18 protein-coding genes and 1 riboswitch are annotated in these 23,670 nt (G+C 50.8%); of the genes, 16 read left to right on the top strand and 2 right to left on the bottom strand.

Annotation, left to right across the window (positions count from 1 at the left end; translation table 11 throughout):
* The first annotated feature begins 119 nt into the window (after positions 1–119).
* The 6 genes from TERTU_RS14810 to TERTU_RS14785 all read left to right on the top strand — a co-directional run bounded on the left by TERTU_RS14810 (position 120) and on the right by TERTU_RS14785 (position 8,337).
* Complete coding sequence (locus tag TERTU_RS14810; RefSeq protein WP_015818597.1) at positions 120–2,570, top strand: TonB-dependent siderophore receptor; 2,451 nt, start codon at positions 120–122, stop codon at positions 2,568–2,570.
* A gap of 51 nt (positions 2,571–2,621) precedes the next feature.
* Positions 2,622–3,512: an ROK family protein gene (locus TERTU_RS14805; protein ID WP_015820092.1), complete on the top strand. Its 891-nt coding sequence runs from the start codon at positions 2,622–2,624 to the stop codon at positions 3,510–3,512.
* Between the two features lie 14 nt (positions 3,513–3,526).
* Entirely contained in the window at positions 3,527–5,038 is a 1,512-nt protein-coding gene (gene gtfA / locus TERTU_RS14800; protein WP_015817509.1) for a sucrose phosphorylase, read from the top strand.
* A gap of 51 nt (positions 5,039–5,089) precedes the next feature.
* Positions 5,090–6,307 (top strand): MFS transporter, encoded by a 1,218-nt coding sequence (locus tag TERTU_RS14795; protein ID WP_015819358.1) that lies wholly within the window; start codon positions 5,090–5,092, stop codon positions 6,305–6,307.
* 337 nt (positions 6,308–6,644) lie between these two features.
* On the top strand, positions 6,645–7,598 hold the full coding sequence (locus tag TERTU_RS14790; protein ID WP_015820511.1) for a tyrosine-type recombinase/integrase: 954 nt from the start codon (positions 6,645–6,647) through the stop codon (positions 7,596–7,598).
* Between the two features lie 13 nt (positions 7,599–7,611).
* A complete protein-coding gene (locus tag TERTU_RS14785) occupies positions 7,612–8,337 on the top strand; it encodes a methyltransferase domain-containing protein (protein ID WP_041590265.1) in 726 nt (241 codons plus the stop codon).
* On the opposite strand, the gene TERTU_RS14780 is transcribed toward TERTU_RS14785, so the two are convergent.
* Positions 8,309–9,313, bottom strand: a complete 1,005-nt coding sequence (locus TERTU_RS14780) for a hypothetical protein (RefSeq protein WP_015818759.1) — start codon at positions 9,311–9,313, stop codon at positions 8,309–8,311. The genes TERTU_RS14785 and TERTU_RS14780 overlap by 29 nt on opposite strands.
* 253 nt (positions 9,314–9,566) lie before the next feature.
* Entirely contained in the window at positions 9,567–10,439 is an 873-nt protein-coding gene (locus TERTU_RS14775; RefSeq protein ID WP_228378170.1) for a LysR family transcriptional regulator, read from the bottom strand.
* A 779-nt stretch (positions 10,440–11,218) separates the two neighbouring features.
* Here TERTU_RS14775 and TERTU_RS14765 point away from each other — a divergent pair.
* The 10 genes from TERTU_RS14765 (at position 11,219) to TERTU_RS14720 (ending at position 23,612) form a co-directional block, all read left to right on the top strand.
* Positions 11,219–12,526 (top strand): hypothetical protein, encoded by a 1,308-nt coding sequence (locus tag TERTU_RS14765; RefSeq protein WP_015820604.1) that lies wholly within the window; start codon positions 11,219–11,221, stop codon positions 12,524–12,526.
* Positions 12,526–13,314 (top strand): hypothetical protein, encoded by a 789-nt coding sequence (locus tag TERTU_RS14760; RefSeq protein ID WP_015819618.1) that lies wholly within the window; start codon positions 12,526–12,528, stop codon positions 13,312–13,314. Before TERTU_RS14765 ends, TERTU_RS14760 begins: the two co-directional genes overlap by 1 nt.
* Entirely contained in the window at positions 13,298–14,062 is a 765-nt protein-coding gene (locus tag TERTU_RS14755) for a hypothetical protein (protein ID WP_015818900.1), read from the top strand. The genes TERTU_RS14760 and TERTU_RS14755 overlap by 17 nt, the downstream gene beginning before the upstream one ends.
* Positions 14,063–14,408: 346 nt before the next feature.
* Positions 14,409–14,900: a DoxX family protein gene (locus TERTU_RS14750; protein ID WP_015818750.1), complete on the top strand. Its 492-nt coding sequence runs from the start codon at positions 14,409–14,411 to the stop codon at positions 14,898–14,900.
* Between the two features lie 79 nt (positions 14,901–14,979).
* Positions 14,980–15,927: a glutathione S-transferase family protein gene (locus tag TERTU_RS14745; RefSeq protein WP_015818279.1), complete on the top strand. Its 948-nt coding sequence runs from the start codon at positions 14,980–14,982 to the stop codon at positions 15,925–15,927.
* The gene (locus tag TERTU_RS14740; protein ID WP_015818290.1) at positions 15,928–16,752 is read left to right on the top strand and encodes a DODA-type extradiol aromatic ring-opening family dioxygenase; all 825 of its coding nucleotides are present in this window, start codon (positions 15,928–15,930) and stop codon (positions 16,750–16,752) included.
* A gap of 162 nt (positions 16,753–16,914) precedes the next feature.
* Positions 16,915–17,763 carry an NAD(P)-dependent oxidoreductase gene (locus TERTU_RS14735; protein WP_015818175.1) on the top strand — a complete coding sequence of 283 codons (849 nt, stop codon included), beginning with the start codon at positions 16,915–16,917 and terminating at the stop codon, positions 17,761–17,763.
* A gap of 186 nt (positions 17,764–17,949) precedes the next feature.
* A riboswitch (cobalamin riboswitch) is annotated at positions 17,950–18,200 on the top strand.
* A 176-nt stretch (positions 18,201–18,376) separates the two neighbouring features.
* Entirely contained in the window at positions 18,377–22,828 is a 4,452-nt protein-coding gene (locus TERTU_RS14730; protein ID WP_015817087.1) for a cobaltochelatase subunit CobN, read from the top strand.
* Positions 22,829–22,830: 2 nt separating this feature from the next.
* Positions 22,831–23,274 (top strand): MotA/TolQ/ExbB proton channel family protein, encoded by a 444-nt coding sequence (locus tag TERTU_RS14725; RefSeq protein ID WP_015820828.1) that lies wholly within the window; start codon positions 22,831–22,833, stop codon positions 23,272–23,274.
* Positions 23,271–23,612 (top strand): DUF2149 domain-containing protein, encoded by a 342-nt coding sequence (locus TERTU_RS14720; protein ID WP_018014145.1) that lies wholly within the window; start codon positions 23,271–23,273, stop codon positions 23,610–23,612. Before TERTU_RS14725 ends, TERTU_RS14720 begins: the two co-directional genes overlap by 4 nt.
* Positions 23,613–23,670 lie beyond the last annotated feature (58 nt).

Here is a 23,670-nt window from a genome sequence, read left to right as displayed (position 1 = left end):
TATAGTTCTGCAATCGATTGCAATATTTCGTGCCAACGCAGCTTACGCGAGGCACCCGCAAGCGAAAAAGCCTCTGGGCACAACTCGAATAAGTTAGCGTAGAAAAAAGGTGCTTCGCCATGAATACACGTCGTAACCCCAAGCTCCTCAGCCTGGCCATCAGTGCAATTGTCGCCGGAATCCCGTTGGGAGCTACTGCACAAAACTCAAACCAGCGGCAGGTGGAAGAAGTGATCGTGACCGGTCAGTTGGAATCCCGCTCAAACCTGGAAACCAGCCTTACTGTCTCCAGTCTGTCACAGGATGAGTTATTGCAAACTGCGCCGCGCAGCGTGGGCGAGGTATTTCGCACCATTCCGGGGGTGCGCACTGAATCGTCTTCTGGCGAAGGAAACTTAAACCTTTCTATTCGCGGTGTGCCGGTGGCTTCCGGTGGCGCAAAGTATGTGCAGTTGCTGGAAGACGGCATGCCTGTGCTACAGTTCGGCGACATCATTGTGGGCAACGCCGATATTTTTCTTAAAGCGGACAGCACCCTCAATCGCGTTGAGGTGCTGAAAGGTGGCTCGGCAGCCGCGTTGGCCAGTAACTCTCCTGCGGGTGTAATTAACTTCATCAGCAAAACCGGTGAAGAAGAAGGTGGCAGCATTGCCCAAACCATCGGCCTGGATTACGACATCAGTCGTACAGACTTCGAGTTCGGCAGCCCCATCAGCGATACCTTGCGTTTTCACGTGGGTGGCTTTTATCGCACTGGTAAAGGCGAGCGAGAAACTCAATTCACCTCTGCCGAAGGCGGCCAGATTAAATTTAATATCACCAAAGATTTTGAAAATGGTTATGCGCGCTTGTATTTCAAACACCTGGATGACCGCACACCCGCGTACTTGCCAATGCCGGTGGCGGTGTCTGGTTCTAACGGGTCTGCAACCGTCGATGATATTCCCGGCTTTGATATCACTTCCGCGTCAAATATTTCGAAAGACCTGCTGACCATTCAAACCGTTAATGGCCGCCGCTCATCTATTGCCGATGGGTATCACGCTAAATCCGACGCTGTGGGTGTGGATTTCAGTTTTGAACTGGAAGACGACTGGACGCTCAACTTGAAAGCGCGCTCCGCCAAAAACAGTGGCTCTTTTACCGGTGCGTTTTCAGCCAGTATTTTTGATATGAGTGGGGGTGGCTTTGATCCATCGAGTATCTCATCGGCACCTGCACTTATGGGGGCGACGCAGTTGGGCTCGCTGGATGGCCATATATACTCCGATGCTGAATTGCGCAATTTGAATGGCAATGGCCTGGTACAAAATATTCGCACCTTCGACAACGATTTGTCCGATCTAAGCAACTCCACATTGGACATGAACCTCACAAAAAATTTCGACAATTTCCGCATTACCGGCGGTGTTTACCGCGCGACCCAACATATTGATGTGGAGTGGTATTGGCAAACCTATATTCAGGATGTCAGCGACGATGCGAGCTTGCTCGATGCCTATGATGCCGATGGCAATAAGCTCACCGAAGGCGGGCTGGTATCGCACGGTGCGCCGGACTGGGGTTATTGCTGCACACGCGACACGGACTTGGATTACACCATTGATGCCTATTATGTTGCTGGCGACTGGGATGTGAACGAAAAAGTACGCATCGATTTAGTGGTGCGCAGCGACTCCGGTGAAGGCACCGGCTATTACAGTTTCGCTCCCAGTACCGCGGTGAACGGTGGCACCGATGTGGATGGCGATGGTGCTATCCAAAATGTCGAGCAGGATGCGGCAGTTTTCGACCCGCGTAGTAACCGCACCATCAGTTACGACTGGAATTACACCTCATTTTCGCTGGGTGCCAACTATTTACTTAACGAGACTCTCTCACTGTACACCCGCCTGAGTAAAGGGGGTCGCGCTAATGCTGACCGCCTCGGCGACGGCGGTTTTTTTCAAAACGGTACTGCGGTGAGTGGCTCGGTTGTTAACGAAATTCGTTCGCTGGAATTCGGCTCCAAATTTGAAACCGCAGACCTGGGTGGTTCGGCGGCAATATTCTACGTGGAAACCGACGATGTGAACTCCGAGGGTACTAACGGCTCCGGTGATGCAGCGGTTGTGCGGGATTACGAATCGCTGGGTCTCGAGCTGGAAGGCTACTACACCCGCGGCATCTTTAATTTGCGTGGTAACCTCACTTGGACCGATGCGGAAATTGTCGATTCGAACAACCCGGATCTGGTGGGCAACACGCCGCGCCGCCAGGCCGATTTTACCTACGCACTGGTGCCTAGTGTAGAGCTGGATAAAGCGAGTGTTGGCCTGACGATAATCGGCACAACCGATGCACCCGCGCAGGATTCGAATGAATTTATGATGCCCGGTTACACCTATGTCAATTTATTTGCTGATTATCAATTGGCAGACAATCTGAGTGTGGAGCTGGCAGTCAACAATCTATTCGACGAAGTCGGTATTACCGAATCGGAAGAGGGCAATATTGAAGGGGCAAATTACATTCGCGCCCGCTCAATTGCCGGTACATCCAGTACTGTAACGCTGCGTTACAAATTCTAAGAGGCGTCGGCCTGCGTCATCTTGGCGTGGGCCGCATTCGGAAATAGCGCTATGAATGAGCCTTTGTATGCGGGTATCGAACTGGGTGGAACAAAAACCATCTGCCTTATTGGCACCGGTGTCGATTCTATTCGCGATCAACTTCAAATACCTACCACTAATCCGGCAGACACGCTCGGCCAAATCCACACATTTCTCGCCTCACAGGGCGAACTTGCGGGTATCGGCATAGGCGCGTTTGGCCCGGTGAATATAGACCCCGGATCCGCGAACTACGGCTGCATTGAATCTACGCCAAAACCCGGCTGGTCGCACACGTCGGTGGTGCCGTTTTTTCGCGAGCGATTTTCCTGCCCGATAAATCTGGATACCGATGTGAATGCGGCAGCCATTGCCGAGCACCAGCACGGTAATGGCAAGGGACTGCGCAACTTCATTTACATCACTGTAGGCACAGGTATCGGCGGCGGTGCATTAATTGAAGGTGCGCCGGTGAGAGGTAACTCGCATCCGGAAATGGGCCATATCGCACTACCGCGTCATATGGCCGATGAAACCTTCCTTTCGGCGTGCCCCTACCACCAAAATTGTGCGGAAGGACTGGCCAGCGGTTCAGCGCTGCGCAAACGCTGGGGTATGCCACTGAACGAATTTCCCCCGGAGCACCCCGCCTGGGATATGCAGGCAAGCTATCTGGCTGAGTTTTTCCACTCGCTCACACTGCTGTTTTCGCCGCAACGCATCATTGTGGGGGGCGGTGTTTCCAGCGAGCAATTGCTGGCTCGCGTGCGCACTGCGCTGTATAAAAAATTAAATGGCTATGTGGATGCGCTGAAGTTGGAAGCGTCTCTGGAGAGCTATCTCTGCCTGCCGGAACTGGCAGGCAATGCGGGCCCCCTGGGTTCCCTCATGCTGGCCTACCCCGAATACCGACGACATTAACAAGAAGACTCACTATGAAAAACTTAGTGCAACTGTGCACCTACGCTGATCGGCTAGGTTGCGGCACCTTCGCGGACTTGACTCAACTTCTCACTGGAAAACTGCAGGGCGTATTCGGCGGAGTGCATATTTTGCCGTTTTACTACCCTATAGATGGCGCAGATGCAGGCTTTGACCCTATTGATCACACCAAAGTCGATGAACGACTGGGCGATTGGACGGACGTTGCCGCGCTGGCACAAAGTCATGAGTTGATGGTGGACGTTATTGTTAATCATATGTCCAGCCGGTCGGCAGAATTCATCGACTACAAAGCCCATGGTGATGCATCCAGTTACGCTTCACTGTTCCTGACCTTCGACAAGGTTTTTTCGCGTGGTGCCACCGAATCAGATCTGGTGAATTTGTATCGCCCGCGCCCCGGGCTGCCGTTCAGTAAAATCAGGTTTGACGATGGCAAGGAACGTTTATGCTGGACAACATTTACGTCGGACCAAATCGATATTGACGTTTTTAGTGATGCTGGGCAGGACTATCTTGGGCGAATACTGGATCGGCTCGCAGCGGCTAACGTAAAAATGATCAGGCTGGACGCCGCCGGTTATGCAGTAAAAAAAGCGGGTTCACGCTGCTTTATGACCGAAGAGACTTTCGCGTTTATTGAAGCGTTTGCGCAAAAGGCTGGCGCACGCGGAATGGAAGTGCTGGTAGAAATTCACGCGCATTTTCTTACCCAAGTGGCCATCGCCAAAAAAGCGGATTGGGTGTACGACTTTGCCCTTCCGCCGCTGGTACTTCATACCTTGATTGCCGGTGATAGTCAGCCGCTGCAAAACTGGCTGGAAATATCTCCTCGCAATGCGATTACTGTGCTGGATACTCACGACGGCATCGGCATTATTGATATTGCGGCAGATAAGCAAGTGGGCGCGGGTTTGTTGAGCGACGAACAAGTCGACGCGCTGGTCGAAGATATTCACGCGAACAGTGAACATCGCAGTCGCAAGGCCACGGGCGCGGCTGCATCCAATGTAGACCTCTATCAGATCAACTGTACTTTCTTTGAAGCATTGGGTTCCAACGAAAATAAATACCTGCTTGCGCGGCTGATTCAGTTTTTTGCACCGGGCATTCCACAGGTGTATTACGTGGGCTTGTTTGCGGGCGAAAACGATATGGCGCTGTTGGAGCGCACTGCCGTCGGCCGCGATATTAACCGGCATTATTACTCTGAAGCAGATATTTCCGCCGGGCTGGAAACCACGGTAGTTAAACATTTACTGGCGCTAATACGCTTTCGCAATTTACACCCGGCATTTCAAACAGGTCGTTTCGAATGTATAGGAACCAATGCTCAGTTGTTAAGCCTCGCGTGGCGGGCCTCGTCCAGTCACCTCATTTTGGAAATTAATTTGCAGTCGTACAGTTTTCATTTACTGGCCGAAAGCGAAGGCGAAATACAAACCCTGGACCAATGGCGGGATTTCGATAGCTGGGTGTTTGCACACACAGAAATTCAGCCGTGATGCGTTGCAAGAAAACGGCTTTCATCAAGTTAAGTACAGTGGAAAGACATAATGACAAATAATAATTTACGCACCCTGCGCTGGCTCACTTACATGATGTTTTTAATGTTCGCCATGACAACCGATGCGGTGGGCGTAATTATTCCTGAGCTAATGGCCAAGTTCGATTTAAGTATGACGCAAGCGGGGATGATTCATTACGGCCCGATGCTGGCCATTGCGCTAGCAGGCTTGGGTTTGGGTTTTCTGGCCGACCGCTTTGGGCGCAAGCTTACCGTTATGCTCGGGCTCGGTCTGTTTGCACTGGTGTCTTACGCCTTTATCTGGGGTGACGACTTCTACTATTTCCTCTCGTTAATGATGGTTTCTGGTGTGGCTATTGGTGTATTTAAAACTGCTGCACTGGCGCTGATTGGCGATATCTCCCGCTCCACTAAAGAGCACACCACCACGGTAAACGGTGTGGAGGCGTTTTTTGGCGTAGGGGCTATTATTGGGCCGCTAATCGTCACGACCTTGCTGGCTGCGGGCATCGACTGGAAGTGGCTGTATTTTATTGCGGGCAACCTGTGTATCTGTTTAATTCTTCTCGCTTCCCGGGTTCAGTATCCGCACGCAAAATTAAGTGAAACCAAAGAGCAGGGCAGCTTCATCCAAACCCTGGCGCTGGCGCGCAACCCCTATGCATTCAGCTTTTCGGTGGGCGCCTTTCTATATGTCGCCACTGAAAGTGCAATCTATGTATGGATGCCCACCTACCTGCTCGGGTACGACGGTTCGTTTCTGTTGCTCGCCACCTACGCACTCACGTTGTTTTTTGTCCTGCGCGCGCTGGGGCGTTTTTTAGGTATGTGGTTGCTGGAGCGGGTGAGCTGGTCCATGGTGATGATGCTCTGCAGCGGCCTTATTGCCCTGTGCTTTGTTACCTCAATTGTGGTTGGTAAAAGTATCGCCTTGGTGCTGTTGCCGCTTACGGGTTTGTTTATGTCAGTGATTTACCCCACCTTAAACTCCAAAGGCATTAGCTGCTTCCGCAAAAATCAGCACGGCAGTGTGGCGGGCGTCATCCTCTTTTTCACCGCCGCAGGTGCCGCCGCCGGACCGCTGACAATGGGTGTTGTCAGCGACGCCTTTGGCGGCGATGCAGTGTACGGGTTTATGGTCGCCACGGTTTTTGCAGTACTGCTATTTCTGGGCCTGCTCTATAACTGGCTAAAGGCGCCGGTGGACGAGCACCTGCGGGCGATGGATAGCGAGTTGGATGTGTAGCGTTGAAACCCCCGTTCACACACTTATTCGCAGCTAAATGCCTTGTCACTCAAGCCCGCTATATTGGTTAACGGATACATTAACAGCTTCGCCTAGAGCCATTGTGCAGTCTGTTGGATAGCTTTACTCCTTTACCGACAGAGCCGTTCCCACCCGGTGGATTTCCAGCGTTTTTTGCCTGAAGCCCAACATTGCCGGTCGTTTTGTAGGGCGGGACACCAAAATTCCGCCTGTAATTAACATATTAGCTATTTTTTGCGGTATCTCTATACTAGCCACCTGACGCGACAATCAACAAGGGGTTTGAGGCCCTGTTACTAAACGCAAGGTGGTTGGTATGCTGGTAAAGGAAGCCTGCGGAAGATTCCTCGATTACTGTCAGTACACAAAGAAGTTGTCTCACCATTCAATACGGGCGTACGAGCGCGACTTGCAGACCTTTCTGGTGGTGGTAGGTCGGCGAGCCCGGTTGGAAAAGATCGATCGAAAAATCATTACCAAGTTTGTCGATGCCTGTTTTGCCGACGGCTTATCTCACGCTACTGTCAAGCGGCGCTTGGCCTGCCTAAAAGCACTTTTCAAGTGGCTGGAGAATGAAGAAATTCTCGATGACTCGCCGTTCCGCAAGTTTGAGCTGAAGGTGCGCTTGCCGCACCGGCTGCCTAGGAATCTCAGCGTACAAGAGCTCAATAAACTACTTCGCATCTGTCGCAGCAGGCTGGGCCTGCCGAAGAACAGTGATTATCGAGTGGGTGAATTTGCTTCTGTGTCACGAAGCAACTTAAACCATCTGACCACTCTGGTGTGTGTTGAGCTGCTCTTTACCACCGGGGTTAGGGTAGGTGAGCTGACCGGTATACGGCTACAGGATATTTATCTGCAAGAAAAGTTTATCCATATTCGGGGTAAAGGCCAGCGCGAACGCCGGGTATTTGTTACGGATAAGTCGATCAGAAACTTGATTGAGTCTTACATTCAACTGAGAAAAATCACCACACCAATCGATCAAAATTTGCTCGTTAACAGCCGCGGCCGCCCAGCCACCAGCCAAATGGTGCGCATATGGCTAAAAAACTGCAGCAAAGCCGCCAACCTCACCCGCGTAGCAACCCCCCACATGTACCGCCACTCTACAGCCACCGAACTGCTAAACAACGGTGTCGACATCATCTACGTCCAAAAGCTGCTCGGCCACCAAAGCATAAGCACAACCCAAATATACGCCCACGTAAGCCACAGCGATGTAATGAGAAACGTTGCGCTGGCAAATATACGTAAGGAGGTTTTATAGATAACTATTAATTATGATTAATGAGTCTGAAGTTCGAAGAAAATATAGTGAAATCAAAGAAATATGGAGCAATGATGACAGGTGGCACGTACATACAAGGCGTAAAATTGACGGATATGTTCGCGAATTTTTGATGTACGACACAGTTTTAGATGAAACCGACAAAATACTGCTGGTGGGGTCAGCTGGAAATAGTCACGGGTTGAAATTAGAAAACATGATTCATCTCGATATTTCAGAAAAATTCCTTTCTCCTCCCAACTCTATCGCTGCAACTGTCACAAATTTACCGATTGCATCAAACTCTATAAAGGCCATAGTTTGCGTCGGCTCTGTGATAAACTATACGGATATTTACTTGTCTTTGTCGGAACTATCTCGAGTTCTGATTGCGAAGGGCAAAATGCTCATTGAATTTGAAAGTAGCTGGAGTTTTGAATATCTATTCAAGAAGGCTTTTAAAAAGCATGCTTGCATTAGTGAAACTTTTTATCAAAACAAAAAGGAGATGCTTTGGGTTTACTCGGATACTCTTGTTGTTGGTTTGGCTAAGAAGTTTGGATTAGGTGTTGATTATGAGCGCCACATTCATATACTTTCGCCGTTATTGTTTAGGTTTACGGGGTTACAAAATTTATCTTCCAAGGTCTCATTTCTTGATGACGCCCCCATAGTTAAAGGTCTATTGAGCAAGTACGCATCCAATGTAATCATTTGTTTTTCCAAATTTTCAGAATGATTGTCAGGTATTGGCGCACTGTTTTTTGGGTGGCCGGCAGGATTATTCCTGTAATCATTAGGAAGCTCAAGAATATAAGGAGGAACAGCTGAATAAAATCTGATTTCTCCGCACTTAGCAGCTTCAATAAAGCAACAATGATAAGTGTTGAGGAGAATATTGACACCATGTAAAAAACTGGCCAACTAAAAGACGCACCTCTCAACGCAGTTGGTTGAGCTAGGTTATTGTTCTTCAATAGCTCAGTTTCGGTTGATTTTAAATTTATATTTTTCTTCAGTTTTTTGGAGGATGTTTTGTATGTTTGGTGAGCTTTAATTTTATACTCATCATAATCTTGTCGGGGTTGAACCTCGTACCATCGGAGATAATGCTTAATATAAAGAACATGCAATATTTCACACACGGTCTCTTTTTTCAAGAAATCCCCGGCCGGACGGGGATTTACAAACAAACCAGCCTCCAAAAAACTTTCGTGGTTTTTGCTCGATAGCTCTAGCTGAACGTAATCAACATCTAATTCGTAAAAACCCACCATCCCAAGCAATCGACTCATTATTTCAAAGTTGTCGCATTTTTGTGTGGGATTTTGCATTTTTGCAAGCTCAGTGATTATGAATAAATAGTCCCTAAATTCATTTTTAATATATTCAAAAATATGATCGCAAAATTCGAAAAAAACGTTGTGTTTTCGGTAGCCGGGGTCGATTGACACGTAATCTATAACAACTATTTTCTCTTCTATAAAGTAGCAAAGCTGAGCAAACCCAATTACGATATCGTTCATGTAGAACGCCAGTGCGCAAAGCTTGTCATCGTATATGTTATGATAATTTTCTAGCCAGTAAAATATGGCATTGCTATCAGTTCTAATACAGGGGTGCGTCGTATTCATATAAATATCAACAGCATCGATCGCATCGGGATATGACGGATTTTTTATTTCTCTTAGCTGATAATTTGCGGAAAATTTCATAATTAATAGTTATCAATAATATTGTGTTGAAACACGGTTATTAGTTACCCGCATTAACTGGCAGTTAATAGCGATTTACTACCGATTCTGGATAATAAGACAACACATGCAATGAACAAAGTCATCTGGCGCCGTATGGAAGATTGTGCTGTCGAAAGCTGCTAGCTTCGAACAAAGTCAAAATGTCGATGATTGCTTGGGATAAGTTTTAAAAACACGGTATGTTTTGGTACAAACCATAGAAATTTCTAGTCTAAAACCCATCCCAATAAGGCGGGTCGCCAAAATAGCCGTCTATAAAATCGATAAACGCGCGTACCTTGCTGGCGAGGTGAGTGCGGTGGCTGTACACCGCATAGAGGGTGAAGGGCGGGGGCGTGTGTTCGGTGAGTAAGGCGACAAGTTCGCCGCGCTTTATTGCGTCGCCGGCAATAAACGTGGGTTGTAGCGCGATTCCTGCGCCAGCGATAGCGGCTTGGGTGAGCAGGTCGCCGTTGTTACACACCAGCGAGTGGCGAGCCCGCTGAAGGTGTTGATTCAGGGGGATGGCCTGCGCGTCCAGGTAGCTGTAGCGCAGGAAGTGGTGGTCTGCCAAGTCCTTGGGATACGCGGGTGTGCCCTGTTTTTCAAGGTAAGCCGGGCTGGCGCACAATACCAGTTTGATGGGGGCGATGGGTTTGGCAATAAGCGAGGAGTCGCGCAAGCGGCCAATGCGCAAGGCGATGTCGAAACCTTCATCGACGATGTCCACTTTGCGGTCGTTCAGCTTCAAGTCGACCGTCACCTCAGGGTGAGTTTGTCGAAAGTCGCTAATCAGGGGGCCCATGTGTTTAGCGGCGAACGACACAGGTGCGCTTATGCGCAATTCTCCCTTCGCCTCCTGCTGGAAGTTACCCAGTTGCTGGTCCATATCGGCCAGCTCGTCTAATAACAGCTCAGCCCTTTGCGCATAGCGTGCACCGGCTTCCGTGACGTGCAGGCTGCGCGTAGTGCGCTGGAGAAGTCTCGCGCCGAGCTGCTCCTCCAATTTGCCAACATATTTGCTCACCAGCTGCGGTGACATCTGCAGGCGCTCAGCCGCTTTGGTGAAGCTGCCCTCGTGGACAACCGCCACAAGAGCTCTCATGGTTTCAATCCGGTCCATTAGTATCCCCCTGCCGAGACGCTTCAGTTATTGTCAACGATACGTTGATAGATAAGCATGATATGCTGATTTATTCAACATAGCGGTGATACTAACCTGTACTCACTGGCTCGCAGAGTCAACCGCTGCGAATTCTTCTGTTAGCTTATCTGCCTATCGGCTTCCCAAATGGAACACGCTCCTCACGAGAAATAAATCGGTCATTGTGCCTAAATGGATGAACCTAAAGGGATTAAAAGTAGTGGTCGCGTGGAGCGCCTAGTATTTTTCAATGGGAGAATGTGCGCAGAGCGCGTGTTCTAAGCGTTTATGGAGTGGTTGCAGGGGAGGCTCGGTGTATTAACGTCCTGTGGGCCATCAAAGGTAAGAAGAATGCTTTGGTGCGGATGTTTAGGGTGGGGTGCGAACTGAAGGAGAATCAAGCTGTTTTATTAAGTGACTTTTTAATACTTAATACTGGTCTGACTGTGGCCGTCAATGAATATTCAAGAAGCGCTGATTCGTATAATTAAAAGCCCCTCGTTAATCTACCGGTTACATAGCGGTTGTGTTGGTCTTTTCTTGTACGATCTGGGGCGGGCACTCAAGTAGAAGGCGCGTCAAGTCACATTGCTCTCAGCTTACAACCTTTTGATCCAGTGCATTTTATTTCCTGGTGAATTTGTCCAGGTGTTTGTGTTAGCAAATTAAAATATAATCGCTGGAATAAAACGCACTGAAGGAATACATAAATAGCACCTTACGGACATCAGGGAGATTAAATGGAAATTTCAAACCTAAGAAGGAATGCAAAGCTGGCTGGTTTTTCCAGGCTGCTGGGAACGCCCAGTTCTAATTTTGTATTGCTTGCCAAAGAAACAGACGGAACCTCTGGCAGAAAGGTGTTTATCGACCAAAATCTGGCAGCGAAGTTTTCTGCGCTTGCCGGTGGCGAAAAGGGGGAGGCGAAAGTCAATTCTGACCGTTTGCTACGGCAGCTCTACCAGTTGCGCGCAGTTGCCGCCGGAGGAACAGCCTTTAGCAATATGCAAAATGCTTTCGAGCATATGCATATATTTGGCGACTTGAAGGTGGTGTACAAAGTTGTGCAGAGTAGCGGTAGTAGTGAGCCTTCAGGCGTGTATGTTACGGATATTGATTATGCGAGTTTTCGTAAAGGAGAATCGCCAGGTTTTTATAAAGCTACGTTTGAAGCTAGGGGTAAAGGTTGGGTCGTTAGACGAAATGATAGTACAAGTATTCTCACAAAAAACGCAGCGATAAATGGCTTGGCCAAGGGCTTGAACCATGCTGGCGCCGATATTTTGCCCTCTTTGGTAGAAGCCTCGTACGGGAATAGAGATGGTATCAACGCTATTCGTAATGAAGGTTATACGCTGTTCTACAATCCTCAAAGCTTGAGGGATAAAGGATGCAACTGGTACACACCAGAACAAAAGCAGGTAAATCGTAAACATGCGGCAGGAATGTTGGGTAACGGGATATTGGAGGCTCAGCGGCGCGGGCAGGTGGTTCAGTGGTCAATCCATGGCAATGGAGCAAAACTTTTCGGTGAAGCGATAGAACGTCTAAAAGGTCAGAACCTTGATAAGCACGAAGTTATTTTTCTTTCTACACCCGATGAATCGCATTTAGGTAAAGTTCTGGGTAGTGTACGCGCAGCGGGCATGAAGCTGCATGAAGACGCGCTAAAAGTACATGAAGACGATTGGTCTGGCGCATTAAACCGCACGATAAGGGCCGGTGCAATCGCGAACGAAGTGGCTAAGTTTGGCGAGGAACATGTCACCCAGGCAGACGTGATTCGTTCTCAAGGCAAAGCCAGCTTGCTCGCGTCTGCAGGCTGGATAAAGTTTGCAGCACAGTTGGGTGCGACATCGCTTTTCAAGTACAACACCCTCCGTAATATGGTAGCCGTAAACGCAGAAATAACAGACGCAGCAGTTAACCCTCATTTTCACCCGTTTAAAGACAAGCATCAGTTTGCAGCGCATGCCAAGGCCGCTACGGGTGGTAGGGTCAATAGCGTTTTCTTCTCTGAAATAGTTAAAAAAATCAGGGGGCGATAATGTCGTTTCTCAAACGCTGGCGCGCGTCGCCAACAAATCTTTACGGGCCGGATGTTGAAAAAGCGCCAGTGGAAAGTTTAGATCTCTCAGGAGTGCTTGTTAGCTTTAAAAAGCCGCCTCATACGGCAGAAGTTCCCCTTCGGCCGGTTATAAAACAGTTTGATATGCTTTCAGAGGGATCATATGACGATTTGTTGGAGGCTAGTACTGTATATGCAGAGGCCCTGCTTCGCACCGGCTGGAGTTTCTTCGCCGGTCTTTCAGCATCAGACTCTATCGGTAGTCTAATGCTTCACATTGCAATAAATAAGACTCTCGATGAAAAATGTGCTGGAAATTCATTGTTTGATCGAAATATACATCTTGATCTTTTGTGTCAAGCTTTGGACAAACAATATTCCAAATGGAATGGCGATATGTTAACTGAGCGAAATATTCCGCCAGAAGATATTGTTAGGTATAAAGCCCAAAACTTTTTTCAATACCCCAAAAATAGGAATGATTTTGAAGTAATAAAAATAAACAATTTCGAGTGGCTAAAATACAGTGTGGGTCAGCCGGGTTATCCACATCATGTCAATTATAGTGTTGCGCTCAGCCACAGTAATTCACTAGTTGTAATCTTCGAACCCAGCCGCCATATAGACGACTACTTCAGCCCCGATACCAACCTTCCTGAAGCCGTGGACAAAACCATTAACGATATAATGAACTCCATGGAAATAAAGCTCTCACCAGAGGCAGAACTGCAGCGAAAGGAAGCGCTTGGCGATGCTGAGTCAGCTTAAAAACCTGTTTTCCGCAAAACGTGGGGAGTTGGTGACGGTAGGAGCCTCGCAAGATTATTTAAAAAAGTGCCCTTGGTTCGAGCTTGTACTCTCCAATAAACGCTTGCGTTTTCGCGACCCTTCGGTGCTTGTGGGGGAGGCGTGTTTGCAGGCGAACATTAAAAAGGACCTGCGCCCTTTTATTAATTTAGAGTCGCGCGCGGACTTCACCTATTGGGGCGATTACGGCAGTGTTACGGTATATACTGTGGTGTGGCGAATAGGCTCGGGCTCTAACAAGCTCGCTGTGCAAACTCAGCAGCCTACTGGTCCACGCCCGGCGTTTTGCTTTTCACTGCAACTGCTGACACCACAGGGGCAAGATTACGAGCAATACGATAATCTGCTGGTTACTCAACAAAGCGAAGCCTGGATACAGGCGTATTTGCAGCGCAGCAATACTTTTCTCAATAGTGTTTCCCTAAGAGTCGATCCGCAAGCAGGGCTGGAGGTAACGTTCGCTGATGAAAACGTTCACCAGCCTGTGGTAGCAGATACGTCTCCCGTGGAACTTCAACAACTCGCCGGTGGTGTTTTTTACCTACAAGAAAGCATTGCCAGCGAGCGTTATTTTCTCGCGCTGGGGGAGAGAGATCTGGCGGAATTTAATTTCTATACCGCTCCCATTTGGGACGGTCGATCTTTTCCACCCGGTTTTGCAGGATTACCGCGAGCCTTAATGGAAAGCGTTAATGTTGATCAGAATTAACCAGCAAGGCGGGAGCCGCTGAAGTACCAATGGAATCGGCGCCTGTTTAGTACTGATGATTGTTTTCTGCCACCAACTGCTCTGCCGACTTTTTGTTTTTCCCCCGTAACGCGGGTTCACCTTGCCTTGCTGACGCGGGCTCCGTGCTGTGCCTGCATCCGCTTATTCAGACGTCAATCCGCTCCATCGCACCCTCACTGCCCAAACAATCTCGCAATTATCAACAATGCGTTGATAGATAAGCAATGCTAACCCAATTTATTCAACGTTACGATGATATTAACCTGTGTTCACTGGCTCGCAGAGGTAATCACTGCGAATTCTTCTGGATTAAAGGAATCACATTATGAAAACGCTATTTTCGAAATTTGTATTTGCGCCCACGTCTGGCTTGGCGGCGACCAGCTTGCGACTGCCGGTGGCGGTTATTTTTATTGCTCACGGTGCACAAAAGCTATTCGGCTGGTTTGGCGGTTACGGTTTGGTGGGCACTGGTCAATGGATGTCCAGTATTGGCTTGGAGCCCGGCTACGCCATGGCGCTGCTCGCTGGCAGTGGGGAGTTTTTTGGTGGGGTGGCGCTTGCCCTCGGCCTGTTAACACGTCCGGCGGCGCTGGTGACCGCGTTTACCATGCTCGTTGCGCTATTTTCCGCACACGTCGGTAACGGACTGTTCTTATCGAACAATGGTTATGAATATGCTCTGGCGCTATCTGCCGCGTCTGTCAGCTTGGCGTTTTCAGGTGGTGGTGCTTTCTCGCTGGACGCATTAATCAATGCAGTTCGCCAGAAGGCAATGTCTGAACGAAGCTTCAACAATGAATCTGTTTTGGTGTGATTAACGTAGCCATTAGATAAAGACATCGAAAGAGCAGGGTATTGGCGAAAAATCTAATACCTTAAAAACGGAGAAATTTATGTTAGTGAATGGCAAATGGCAGGGCGATTGGTCGCCGAACGATGATAAAGACACCGATGGCGAGTTTGTTCGTCAAACGTCCTCATTCCGCAATTGGATTACACCGGATGGCAGCGCAGGCCCAACTGGTGGTGATGGGTTCAAGGCGGAGCCGGGGCGTTACCACCTTTATGTTGCGTACATTTGCCCTTGGGCGTCTCGCGCACTGATGGTTCGCGCGCTAAAAAATCTGGAGTCTTTGATAAGTGTGAGTGTGCTCAACCCCCAGCTTACCGATCAAGGTTGGGCGTTTAAGGGGTTTCCCGGGGCTACTCAGGATCACATTTATGGCCTTACATATATGCACGAGCTGTACACAAAAGCAGATCCGGAATTTACCGGCCGCGCTACGGTTCCGGTGTTGTGGGATAAACAGCGTGAGACCATAGTCAACAATGAGTCGGCGGATATACTTCGCATGTTAAATACAGCATTCGAAGAGCAGGGTGCGGCTGGCCCGGATTTATATCCACAGGACCTTGCCAGCGATATAGATGCCCTTAACAAACGGCTCTATGAAAACCTGAATAATGGCGTCTATCAGGCCGGGTTTGCCACTCGTCAAGTTGTATACGAGGAAGCTTATACAAAAGTTTTCGCCACCCTGGATGACCTGGAAGCGCGGTTGGCTGATGGTCGTCCATTTTTACTGGGGGAGCAGCTGACCGAAACCGATGTGCGTTTATTTGTTACGCTGATTCGGTTTGATGCCGCCTATCACGGGCTGTTTAAATGCAATCGCAACACGTTGCGAGCTATGCCGCATCTGATGGCGTACACGCAACGGATAGTTGCTCTGCCCGGGGTGAGAGAAACCGTGCATATCGATCACATCAAAGCCGGTTATTACTCGATTAAAGAATTAAATCCGCGCGGGCTGATACCGCTTGGTCCAGAGGATTATTAAGTGCAGCACCTGTCTGAAAATACTCGCCATCGGGCACTTTTTGTGTCCCACGGCGGCGGCCCGTTACCACTGTTGGGTGATCCTCAGCACCGAGATATGCGGGCATTATTGGAAACCATCGTGCAGGGTACGCCGTCACCTGCGGCGATTGTTGTTATCAGCGCGCATTGGGAAGCGTCGGGTGTGCGAGTTACGGGGGCGAGAAACCCGAGTCTGCTTTACGATTATGGCGGCTTCCCAGACGAGGCTTACCATATCCAATACCCGTGCCCCGGCGAGCCTGCTCTGGCTCAGGAAATTGTCGAGTTACTCCGCGCAGAGCCTGCACTGATTGGGGAGGTCAACGCGGAATTGGATAATTCGCGCGGGTTGGACCACGGAGTTTTTGTCCCCCTCAAATTAATGTTCCCCCAGGCCAACATTCCAGTCGTTCAGGTATCCTTAGCGGCGGGTTTAAACCCGCTCCAACATATCCACATTGGCAGAGCCCTGGCAAAGTTATCGCGCGGAAACCTGCTGTTTATCGGTTCGGGTTTCACCTTCCACAATTTTCGCGCGTTTTTTTCTCCAAGCGAGGAGAGTGAAGCTAAAAATACGGCGTTTTTGCAATGGCTCGACAAGACGGTGGGCGGGGCTCTTGACGAAGCCCAGCGCGTTGAGCAGCTGACTAAATGGGAGCAGGCACCCTTCGCACGTTTCTGCCACCCGCGCGAGGAGCATCTTATCCCTTTGATGGTTGTCTACGGTATTGCGGGCAGGGCCAGTTCCAGAAGTTTGCACGCGCAAATTCTGAATTACACGGCGGGCTTTTATTGCTGGGACTAAATATGGCCCCGCGTTTTACACGGAACTGACGCGCTGCGCGCTAACCTTGGCTTGAATGACGATTAATTCTGGTATAAACCGGCGATAGAGCGGATGATCTTATAATGTTTATTGCCGACTAAATTTAAAACCAGTGTTGTGAAAATTGGAGAAAACTTAACGATGAAGATTGCATTTTTAGGCTTGGGAGCGATGGGGGTGCGTATGGTCGAGCACCTGTTGAATGCCGGGCATGATGTCACCGTTTGGAATCGCACATCCGAAAAAATGGCGGTATTGGTGGAGAAAGGTGCGGCGAAAGCAGAATCGCCGAAGGCGGCAGCAGCGGGGAAAGACGTTGTGTTTTCCATGGTGCGTGACGATGAGGCCAGTCAAGCGGTGTGGCTCGACGAAGCCAGTGGTGCGATCCACGGTATGGGTGCGGGCAGTGTGGCTGTTGAATGCTCGACCCTTTCTCTCGCCGGTTTGCAAACCCTGGCGCAGGCGTTTCGTGTACAGGGGAGAGCGCTGGTAGATGCCCCTTTATCCGGTTCCCGCCCGCAGGCAGAAGCGGCGACGCTGGTATTTTTCGCGGGTGGCGATAATGACGCTGTAGCTAAAGTTACCCCGTTACTCAACACAATGGGCAGCGCTGTGCACCATGCAGGCCCTCTCGGCAGTGGTGCGGCGATTAAGCTTGCGGTTAATGCCATGCTGGCTACTCAGGTGGCGACCATGGCTGAATTGTGCAAGTTCTTGCAAGCGCAAGACCTGCCGGTACCGGGCGCGCTGGAAATGATGGCCAGCAGTCCTGTGTTTAGCCCCGCAGCCAACCTGGCGGGGCAGAGTATGGCCAACAGTAATTTCGCACCCTTGTTTCCGGTCGAACTGGTGGCGAAAGATCTCGACTATTTTCAACGTTCCAGCCCCAATGCCGCCGTTATTTCGCAAGTAAAGCAGACCTTCGACGCCGCAATTGCAGCAGGTTTTGGCGATGAACAAATGACGGCTGTGGTTAAGCTTGATCGCTAGAATTCCAGTTTTGAAAATACTTAAGTAGCTGCAAAATCTCCCACCCTCTCCCGCTGATATTTTTGCGGGTGAACTGGCGGTTCCGACACGGTTGGAAGCCGCCATCACATTCCGCGATAGCTGCCGGCCCGGCATTGGTATAGAATCACCGCCTTTCTCGTTATGTCCCCGTATGGGCAAGTGTTTATATCTGAACTGTCCGCCGGTTTTATTATTTAACCGCAACAGCAACGCAAACACTTGAGGGAATGCCAGGGTCTGGTGGAATGAATTCCAATATGCCAGATACACTGGAGCTGTCCCCGCAACTGTATGCAGTGAGCGTGTCTCATAGCCACTGGCCTTCGGCCGGGAAGGCGAGACCTGCGTTGAACGCGATTGCTCAAATCCGTTCAAAAACTGAGAGCCAGTAGACCTGCCATAGCAGAGATCACTTATTTGATGTCGGGGACTGCATCAAGCGAGGATTTTATCTGCCCAGTGGGTGCTTCCTGCAAATTGACCGGGCTTGCTCGCCGCGCACAGCGCACCTATCTCCCGATATTTCCACTCGTCTCCTGGCTGCGATGCCAGAATTCCCAGCCGTTTGTTGCGGCTAAGGTGAAGTTGTTAAATGAAAGTATCGGTATGGGTGTGTTTTGTGTGGCTGCTGGTCGGGGCGTGCTGCACGCAAGCCGCAAGCGCGGATTATTTATTGTTGATCTCCTCACAACGCAATGCCCAAACGCTGGCGGAAGCTGTCCGTTTGTTTCGAAAATCACACCCGGCGCTGGCGGTACAGGCGCGCACCGACGAGCAGTTGCGCGAATATACCGCGAGTGAGCTGGATGCATTGTTTCGTTCGGCAAACGGCATTTTTGCCACCGGGCTTTATGGTGGCAGTGTGGCCCAACTCTCGCCTTATTTTGCCCGGGGTTCGCTGAACCAGTTAATTGTCAGCAGCGACCACCGCCTGGTGGCGTTTAGCCAAATTCAGCAACGGGCGCTCTTCGCTACGGGTGCAGGCTCGCGACGGGTTGCAGAATCCGCAACGAGCGCAACTGCAACCCCAACTTCAGCTATAACGACAAATACCACCTTGCTAGCTACGCTCGCGAAATCCAGTCCGGAAGGCGACGTTACCGCCTGGCTTAAGAATATGCGCGCGCAGTATCCTGCGCAGCGCGCGTGGTTGGAAGCACGTGCTTACTGGCAGGTAGGCGGGGCCAAAAATACCACGGCACTTATTTCTTACCTCTACCGCAACTTGGCTGGCGCAGCGGTAGAAGTAGCGGCACCAGAAAATCTGGCGCCGGTTCGCTGGTTCCATAATGGCGGTTATCGCGCGGACTTTCCCACGGTGGGTAGCCAACCTGTGATTGCGGTAATTGATCATGCCGGTGGTGCGCGCGAGGCGGATTCGCACGTGTTGTCAGCCATTTGCGAGCAGGCAGTGAACACGTTAAATCACCAGTGTGTGGCTGCGGTAGCTAATTGGGGGGCTGCCGGGGTTGATGCTTTGTCTGCATTACTGCCAATAAAACACCAGCTGAGCGCGGTAATTATGCTGCAGGATTTTGTGGTTGGTGGCGGCGAGGGTCGATTGGATGCAACAGCATTATTTAGCAATTTAAATGTACCTGTGCTGAAAGGGATTAAACTGCGTGATCGCAGCCAGCAGGAGTACGCCTTGTCTGCGGATGGATTGGCGCGCGAGAAGGTGTACTACCAGGTGGCGATGCCGGAGCTACAGGGGGCGAGCCAACCGCTGGTTGTTGCGACCGCAGGCGATGTTACAACCGATGCCTTAAGTGGAATTCGAATTCATCCGATTACACCTGAACAGAGCGGTATTCACGCTTTGCTGGAGCGCATTGGCAACTGGCATAAATTGCAAACCACACCCAATAAAGAAAAGCGTGTTGCGATTATTTATTACAACCATCCTCCGGGTCGCCACAATATCGGCGCAGATAATTTAGATGTACCTGCGTCACTGTGGCAAATATTGCAACAGATGAAACGCGCAGGCTACACCACGGGCGACTTGCCGCAGTCCCCTGAAGCGCTGCTCGACCTGTTACAACGCAAGGGCGTAAATTTACCACGAGATGCCAAAACGCTGCGCACCATGGCTGCTGAGGTCGCGACCATGGCACCTGCAGCATACAGCGACTGGTTTAATCAACTCCCGGCTACGCTGCGGCAAGAAATGCGTCTTGGGCCGTTAGGCTTATTACATCAACAGCTGGTTGATGCCATTGAGCACAATGCGACAGATTTGGGGCGTGGGCTGTTGAGTCAAACCGTGGGAGAAACGCGTCACTTATTGGAGGGGGTGGATCATCCTGGGCGCTCGCGGGCGATGGCCTTGCTCGGCGATATCGAACACTGCTATGAAGCGGCGCTTGCCAGTAAAAAAATGTCGTGCTTTCCGCAGGCGCTTAGCAATATTCAAGCGTTGCGGCAAACGGGAATAGAAGGGTTGGGTGGCTGGGGGGACGTGCCCGGCAAGGTAATGGTTGTGGACGAGCGTATTTTGTTGCCCGGAATTCGGTTCGGCAATATTTTTGTTGGCCCTCAGCCGCCGCGCGGTTGGGAAATTAACGAAGAGCTGTTACACGCGAATCTGGCATTTCCGCCACCGCACCAGTACCTGGCGTTTTACCATTTCTTAAAATCTGAATTTCGTGCTGATGCATTAATCCACCTCGGGCGGCACTCTACCTACGAATTTTTACCGCGACGCGCTGTCGGGGTCGGGCCGGACGATTACTCGCGCATTATTGCCGGTGATCTCCCCGGTATTTATCCTTATATCGTCGATGGTGTTGGTGAGGGAATTCAAGCAAAGCGCCGCGGCCTCGCGGTCATGGTGGACCATTTAACGCCACCGCTGAAACGCACCGATTTATACGACGAACTCTTGCAGTTGCGGCAGTTGGTGGAGAGCTTCGAATCTCAACATGGCAGCGAAGACTCGGCGGTGAGTGAACGGTTGATTCAACAAATCCGGCAAAAAATCGTCGCGTTGAATTTAACCGATGAACTGGCGCAATCCATGTCGGCGGAACTGGCGGTCATGGGGATTGGCTTTGCCGAAGTTGACGATGAAATGTTAGTCCACGAGATCGGCCACTACCTCACAAATCTGCAAGAAAAGTTTATGCCGCTAGGGCTACATGTCTTCGGAAAGCCCTGGCAGGAAAATGCGGTAGCCATGATGCTTGATTCCATGGGGCCAACGACCACTGCAGAAAACAAACAATGGCGAGCGCTGTTGGAAGCGTCTCCGGCGGCGGAAATGAAAGCGCTGCTGACGGGGCTTAATGGCCGCTATATTTCACCCGGCCCCGGCAACGACCCCATTCGCAGCCCGGAAAGCTTGCCAACCGGGCGCAACTTTTTTGCGCTCGACAGCAGTTTAATTCCCAGTCGTGCCGCCTGGGCGCTTGGCCAGGAAATGGCAGCGCAAGCGCGCCGAGACAATCCGCAATCGGCAGAAAAAAGCACGGCGCTGGTACTGTGGGCATCGGATGTGGTGCGCGACGAAGGGGTTATGATTGCGTTCGGTCTCGATTTACTCGGCGTTGAGCCACAATGGAACAGCCGCGGGCTGGTGACCGGATTGCGTCAGCAGGAACGCGCTGAGGGCAACCCGCGTCGCGACGTGGTGTTTACCACCTCAGGGTTATTTCGCGATTTGTACGGTATGCAACTGGAATTGCTTAATCGCGCTGCACTTATGGCGCTGGATGCAAGTCGCGACCGTATCGTGCGGGATTTTCCCGCGCTTACCGTTCCACTCCAAAACGCGCTGCAACCCCTGCAAGCACACAATCAACGCGGCGATGAGTCGCTGCAAACGAACCAGGTGGCGGCGCACTGGGTCGCTCAGGCGAAGGCGTTACTCGCCGATGGCGTGAGCCCTGAGCAGGCTGGAGCCATGGCGAGTTACCGGGTATTTGGCGACGCGCCCGGCTCATATGGTGCGGGTATTAATCGCATGGCGGAGCGCTCCGGTGCCTGGGAATCCCGCGATGAACTGGCGGATGTGTATCTGCGACGTTTGGGGCACAGTTACGGGGGCGACAATTACGGCGTGCCCGCACAACGCGCGTTTAAAATGCAATTGGCAAACGTGGAAAATACCTATTTTGGCCGCGCCAGTAATTTGTACGGGCTGCTCGATAACAATGACGCATTTGATTATCTCGGCGGCTTGAGCCTCGCGGTAGAAACCTTGAGCGGGCAGGCGCCGAGTAATTATGTTATCGATCACAGTGACCCTCAGGCATTTAAAACCCAGCCGCTTAAACTGGCATTACGCCAGGAATTGCGCAGCCGGTTTTTAAACCCGCAATGGCTCGAAGGCTTAATGGTGCACGGTTACGCTGGTGCCCGGACCATGGGCAGCGAATTTTTCGAGTACCTCTGGGGCTGGCAGATTACCAACCCGACGCTGGTCGGCGATTGGGCATGGGACGAGGTTAAAGCTGTGTATATCGACGATAAATATCAGTTAGGGCTGGACACGTTTTTGGAACAAGGCCACAACGTGCATGTAAAAACCAATATGCTGGCGATTATGCTGGTGGCAATTCAAAAAGGCTTTTGGCAAGCCGATGCGGCCACCAGAAAAAGCCTCGCATCTGAATTCGCGAACCTTGTTGCGGAGCATGGTCTGCCGGGTAGCGGTCATACCGATCCAGATCACCCTATGCTTACCTGGTTGCAGAGTGAGTTGTCACCTGCGCAGCGCGAGGCGCTTGCAAACGTGGTTCGCGATGCGCGCCCCGCGCCGGAGCAGGCATTGGAAATTCATCGTCTGTCGGAGTTGCAATTGGAAGTAAGCGATTCTGAAGCTACGGACGAAATTTTGCGCACTGTAGAAAATCAAAGCAAATCAACCAGCTCGCAGGCGGCGGTTAAAAATAGCAGTGAGGCATCAGCCGAGCAGAAACAATCTTCCGCTAGCAATGTTATGCGTACCCGGTTCCTGCTTGCGTTATTTTTATTTGCGGTGGCGACGGTGGCTTTTGCCAGCGTGCGCGCGGTCCAGAATGCTCGCAAGGGGAGTGAATAAATATGATACACGGGTATTTTCTTGGGGCATTACACGATCTGGTGGCCTGGCTGCTTTATCCGGTAATCGGCGCATTGTTGCTGGCTTTGTTCATGCTGCTGGTTGAATGTGGTATTGCGCTGGCGGAGCGCTTTAAAACGCTGGCACTCTACCGACAGCAATCGCTCACCCGCTTTGAACACTACGCGCAAAAGCGCCTGGAACGCAGTGATTTACTGGCGCGCTGCGGCCCCATCCTGGGGTTAATGGGTACCCTGATTCCGCTCGGTCCAGGGTTAACCGCGCTGGGCGATGGCAATATCGAAATTCTTGCCGTCGCGTTGAGTGTTGCTTTCGATACAACCGTGCTGGGGTTACTGGTTGGGTTGGTGGCTTACGTGATCAGTCGCTTGCGTCGCCGCTGGTACGAGCAAACCTGGCAACAAATGACGGAGGCTGACTCGTGAGTTCGCAACGGCCCAACCCATGGCGCTCACCCTCCCGGTTTGCTCCGCACGAGGAAGACCCTCTGACGGGCTTTGCAAATATTATGGACGTAATGCTGGTGTTTGCCCTGGGCTTAATGCTGGCGCTCGTTGCGCAAAGCCAGGAATTGCGTAAACACTTTAAGTTGGAGCAGCCCGTTAATGTTGCCAGCAGCCGCGAACTTTCAGATGCTCCCGAGCTGTTGAAACAAATGCAGCAACGTGATGGCAGCGGTTTGCAGTCTCTGGGGCAGGTTTATCGCGATCCAAAAACCGGCAAACTGATATTGATCGAAACTAACCATGCAGCTGCGAACTAGTGTTTACAGGCCCTAAGGCCCAGGGCGGTCCAAATTTAATTTTTAGGTTGCGATTGTG

Source organism: Teredinibacter turnerae T7901 (genome assembly GCF_000023025.1).
GTDB classification, from domain to species: Bacteria; Pseudomonadota; Gammaproteobacteria; order Pseudomonadales; family Cellvibrionaceae; genus Teredinibacter; species Teredinibacter turnerae_B.
This window is presented reverse-complemented; position numbering and strand designations above follow the sequence as displayed.